Here is a 4,827-nt window from a genome sequence, read left to right as displayed (position 1 = left end):
GCCTCGGTGTCGCCATGACCACGATCCTGTCGACCGTGACGACCGGCGGTGTGTCGCGTGGGGGTCTCCCGTCGGCGGGCGCGGCGGGACCGGCCGTGGCATCGCCGTCAGGGTCGCTGGTATCCGGACCGGCGTCGGCCGGGATCCCTGGCGGGTCGGTGCCCGGGGCGTCCTCGGTGACGCTGGTCGGCGCAACCGGGGTGACCGAGGACGCCACGACGGGCTCGGCCCGCGCCGTGTCGGCCGATCCGTGGGACCGGCCGATCGGCGAGGCCATCAGTGGGCCGCAGGGGCGTCGTCACCAACCGCGCCGGTGTCGAGATCCGCCGCGTCGGACTTCGCCGCGGCGGCCTTTCTGGTGCCGCTCTTCTTCGTGGCGGACTTTGCCGTGCTGGATTTCGAGGTGCCGGTCTTGGCGGTGCCGGTCTTCGTCGTGCCCGATTTGGCAGTGCCGGATTTGGCAGTGCCGGACTTGGCCGTGGCCGACTTGGCCGGGGTGGACTTCGCCCCGGCGCGGGTGGCTCGTTTCGGAGCCGGTCCGCGGGCGCGGCGGTCGGCGAGCAGCTCCGCCGCACGCGCGTCGGTGATCGTCTCGACGGCGTCGCCCTTGCGCAGGCTCGCGTTGGTCTCGCCGTCGGTGACATACGGGCCGAAGCGGCCCTCGCGGACGACCATCGGCTGGTCGGTGGCCGGGTCCTTGCCCAGCTCGCGCAGCGGCGGTGTCTGCGCGGCCGCTCGCCGTCCGCGCGCCTTGGGCTGCGCGAGCAGCGCCAGCGCCTCGACCAGGGTGACGCTGAACAGCTGCTCCTCGGACTCCAGCGAGCGGCTTTCGGCGCCCTTCTTCACATACGGGCCGTAGCGGCCGTTCTGCGCGGTGACCTCCTCGCCGTCCTCGGCGGCGCCCAGATTGCGCGGCAGCGACAGCAGTCGCACGGCGTCCTCGAGCGTCAGCGTCTCCAGCGACATGGTGCGCAGCAGACTGGACGTGCGTGGCGGATCCGTGTCGGTGGTGACGTACGGACCGAACCGCCCGGCCTTCGCGGTGATGGTCGCGCCGCTCACCGGGTCCACGCCGAGTTCCCGGTCGCCGCTGGGCGCCGCCAGCAGCTCCAACGCCTTTTCGACGGTCAGCTCGTCGGGCGCCAGGTCGTCGGGAACGCTGGCCCGACCCTCGCCGTGCTGGACGTAGGGGCCATACCGGCCGACCCGGACCACCACCGTGGTGCCGTCCTCGGACGTGCCGAGCGGGATCGAGTTCACCTCCCGGGCGTCGATCTCGCCGAGCCGCTCGCTGACCAGCGTCTTCAGCCCCGCGTCGGCGGCGGCGGCGGCATTCTCGCCGCCGCCGTTGCCGACGTTGCCGTTGCCGAAGTAGAAGCGGGTCAGCCAGTCGGTGGACGCCGCCGTGCCCGCGGCGATGTCGTCGAGGTCGTCCTCCATCGACGCGGTGAACCGGTAGTCCACCAGCCGCCCGAAGTGGTCCTCCAACAGGCCGACGACGGCGAAGGCGACAAAGCTCGGGACCAGTGCCGAGCCCTTCTTCCACACGTAGCCGCGGTCCTGGATGGTGCCGATGATCGACGCGTAGGTGGACGGCCGGCCGATCCCGAGTTCCTCCAGCGTCTTCACCAGGCTTGCCTCGGTGTAGCGCGGCGGCGGGCTGGTGCTGTGCCCGCGGGGGGTCAGCGACCGGGTCGTCAGCGGGTCGCCCTCGCGCACGTCGGGCAGGCGGCGTTCGCGGTCCTCGAGCTCCGCGTCCGGGTCGTCGGCGCCCTCGACGTAGGCGCGCAGGAACCCGGGGAAGGTGATGACCTTGCCCGACGCCGAGAACTCGGCGTTCTCGCCGTTCGACGAGGTCGCGCCGAGGCGGATCGTGGCGCTGGTGCCGCGGGCGTCGGCCATCTGGCTGGCGACGGTGCGCTGCCAGATCAGCTCGTAGAGGCGGTACGAGTCGGTGTCCAGCTCGCCGCGCACCTCACCCGGGGTGCGGAAGTGGTCGCCGGCGGGGCGGATCGCCTCGTGCGCCTCCTGGGCGTTCTTGACCTTCTTGGTGTACGTGCGGGGCTTCGCCGGCACGTACTCCGCGCCGTACAGCGTCTGGGCCTGCGCCCTGGCGGCGGTGAGCGCGGTCTCGGACAGATTCGTCGAGTCCGTACGCATGTAGGTGATGTAGCCGTTCTCGTACAGCCGCTGCGCGATCTGCATGGTGCGCTGGCTGGAGTAGCGCAGCTTGCGCCCGGCCTCCTGCTGCAGCGTCGAGGTCATGAACGGCGGATACGGGGAGCGGCGGTAGGGCTTCGTCTCCACCGAGCGCACGGCGAACGCCGCGCCGGCCAGCCGTTCGGCCAGCTCGCGCGCGCCCTGCTCGTCGAGGCGGGTGACACCGGCCGTGGTCAGTTCGCCGGTGGGCGCGAAGTCCCGGCCAGTGGCGATGCGGCTGCCGTTCAGCGCGACCAGCGTTGCCGGCAGCGGGGTGCGCTCGACCCCGGCCCCGCCGGCCCTGCCCTGCGTCGGCGAACCCTCGGCATCCGGGCCGGCGACCCAGCCCTCGCGGGCGACCGTCGCCCCGAACATGCCTTCGATGTTCCAGTACTCGGCGGCGCGGAAGCGCATCCGGGCCCGCTCCCGCTCGACGAGGACCCGCGTCGCGACGCTCTGGACCCGGCCCGCCGACAGCTTCGGCATGACCTTCTTCCACAGCACGGGGGAGACCTCGTAGCCGTAGAGCCGGTCCAGGATGCGGCGGGTCTCCTGCGCGTTGACCAGGTTCTCGTCGATCTCCCGCGGGTTCTCGACGGCGCGCAGGATGGCCTGCGGGGTGATCTCGTGGAAGACCATCCGCTTGACCGGCACCGTCGGCTTCAGCGTCTGGAGCAGGTGCCAGGCGATCGCCTCGCCCTCGCGGTCCTCGTCTGTCGCGAGATACAGCTCGGTGGCGTCCTTGACGAGCGCCTTGAGCTTGCTGACCTGCAGCTTCTTGTCCGGCGTGACGACGTAGAGCGGCTCGAAGTCGTTGTCGACGTCGACGCCGAGCCGGGCCCACGGTTTGCCGCGGTGCGCCGCCGGGACATCGGCCGCGCTGCGCGGGAGATCACGAATGTGCCCGATGCTCGACTCCACCTGCCAGCCGGGGCCGAGATAGGCGGCGATCGTCTTCGCCTTGGCCGGGGACTCGACGATCACCAGCCGGGTTCCCGCCCCGGGACTGGGCTCGGCGTCCTCGCTGGCGGAGCCGCTCGAACCGGCCGCCGCCGTTCGGCTGCCGGCGCGCCGGGTGGTCCGACCCGTCGCGGTCCGGCTCGGATTCGCGGCTGCCTCGTCGGCCGTGCGCGCGGCTGGGGGCACCTCGGCCGAGGTCACGCTGGCGCCGGGGCTCGGCGTGGCGCCGTTCCCCGCGGGCTCGGTGGCCTCGGCGACCGGTGCGGAAGACCGCGCGGTCGTCCGTGTCGTCGTCTTCGTGCGCGGTGGCACTTCTCTCCTCGCTGCGGCGTGCTCGGTGCGGTGCCCGGTGGGCGAAGCGTAGGTCGACCCTCCGGAGCGTAGGTCCCGGATATGGCGGATGTTGCTCGGGCGGAGCGTGGTTCTGGTTCTCGCATGGTTCCGAACGGGCATCCGGCGCGTGCTGATCGGGCGGGCGGCCGCCGCCGGAGTGAGAGCGCCGCCCCGCCAGACCGTACGCCGCCGCCGGGATGTGCGGAGCTTCCCGTCCAGGCATCGCCGGGTGGTCCGACGCCTACCCCGGGTATTCCCCGATCACGCCTCGACGGCCCGTCAGGGCCCGCACGACGGTGTAACACGGCCGCACCGGCTGGCCCAACCCCGGCCCGCAACTGCCACCTTACGTAGTCACAAGAAAGCATGGAGTGCGGACGGTCGGGTGAGGTGCGAGGCCTGCCCGCGCCGGTCCGGGTACCGGCGTGCCATGACGGTCCCGCCGTCGCCGCCGCGCCGGTCCGGCCTGGTTCGGCCGGGCCGGCGGGCAGCCTGATCAGGCGCTTATCGCCTCAGGGTCGCGAGGCGTCGGCTGCTCGACGGTCGGATCGTCATCGATCATCGAGCCACGCCGACGGGACACGACGATCGCGACCGCGATCGCGGCGACGGCGACGAGCGCGACCGCCACTCGCAGCGGCGTGTTGCGATCGACTCCGACGGAGTACTTCACCACCGTCGGCGCGATCAGCAGGCTGACCAGGTTCATGACCTTGAGCAGCGGGTTGATGGCCGGGCCGGCCGTGTCCTTGAACGGGTCGCCCACGGTGTCGCCGATCACGGTGGCGGCATGGACCTCCGAGCCCTTGCCGCCGTACGAGCCGTCCTCGACCAGCTTCTTCGCGTTGTCCCAGGCGCCACCGGAGTTGGCGAGGAACACCGCCATCAGGACACCGCCGGCGATCGCACCGCCGAGGAACGCCCCGAGCGGGGGGTACCCGAGGCCGAAGCCGACCGCGATCGGGGCGAGCACCGCCAGCGTGCCCGGAGTGATCAGCTCACGCAGGGAGTCCCGCGTGCAGATGTCCACGACCGCGCCGTAGTCGGGTCGTTCGGTGCCGGACATGATGCCCGGCCTGGTGCGGAACTGGTTGCGGACCTCGAGCACCACCCGGCCGGCGGCGCGCCCGACCGCGTTGATCGCGAGCCCCGAGAACAGGAACACGACGGCCGCGCCGATCACCAGCCCGACCAGTGCGTCGGGATAGGCGATGTTCAGCCCGCCGACGGTGCCGCGACCCGCCTCCGGGGGGGGGGGGGGGGGCGGGGGGGCGGGGGGCGGGGGGTGGGGGGGCGAGCCGCCCCAACACCTCCGGCGCCGGGGCCCGCGGGCGG

The 4,827-nt window shown here is 72.7% G+C and carries 2 protein-coding genes and 1 pseudogene; all 3 read right to left on the bottom strand.

Annotation, left to right across the window (positions count from 1 at the left end):
- Window positions 1–217 (bottom strand): annotated as a pseudogene (locus tag MXD58_RS20060) (hypothetical protein); the annotation flags it as partial.
- A 59-nt stretch (window positions 218–276) separates the two neighbouring features.
- On the bottom strand, window positions 277–3,471 hold the full coding sequence (gene topA, locus MXD58_RS20055) for a type I DNA topoisomerase (RefSeq protein WP_374616386.1): 3,195 nt from the start codon (window positions 3,469–3,471) through the stop codon (window positions 277–279).
- A 517-nt stretch (window positions 3,472–3,988) separates the two neighbouring features.
- Window positions 3,989–4,827 (bottom strand): sodium/proton-translocating pyrophosphatase (locus tag MXD58_RS20045; protein ID WP_250609724.1); only part of this gene is annotated, 839 nt, incomplete at its 5' end.

The sequence above is a fragment of the Frankia sp. AgKG'84/4 genome (genome assembly GCF_023242965.2).
In the GTDB taxonomy this organism is placed as follows: Bacteria; Actinomycetota; Actinomycetes; order Frankiales; family Frankiaceae; genus Frankia.
Note: the sequence above shows the minus strand (reverse complement) of the source record. Positions and strands in the feature narration are given on the sequence as shown.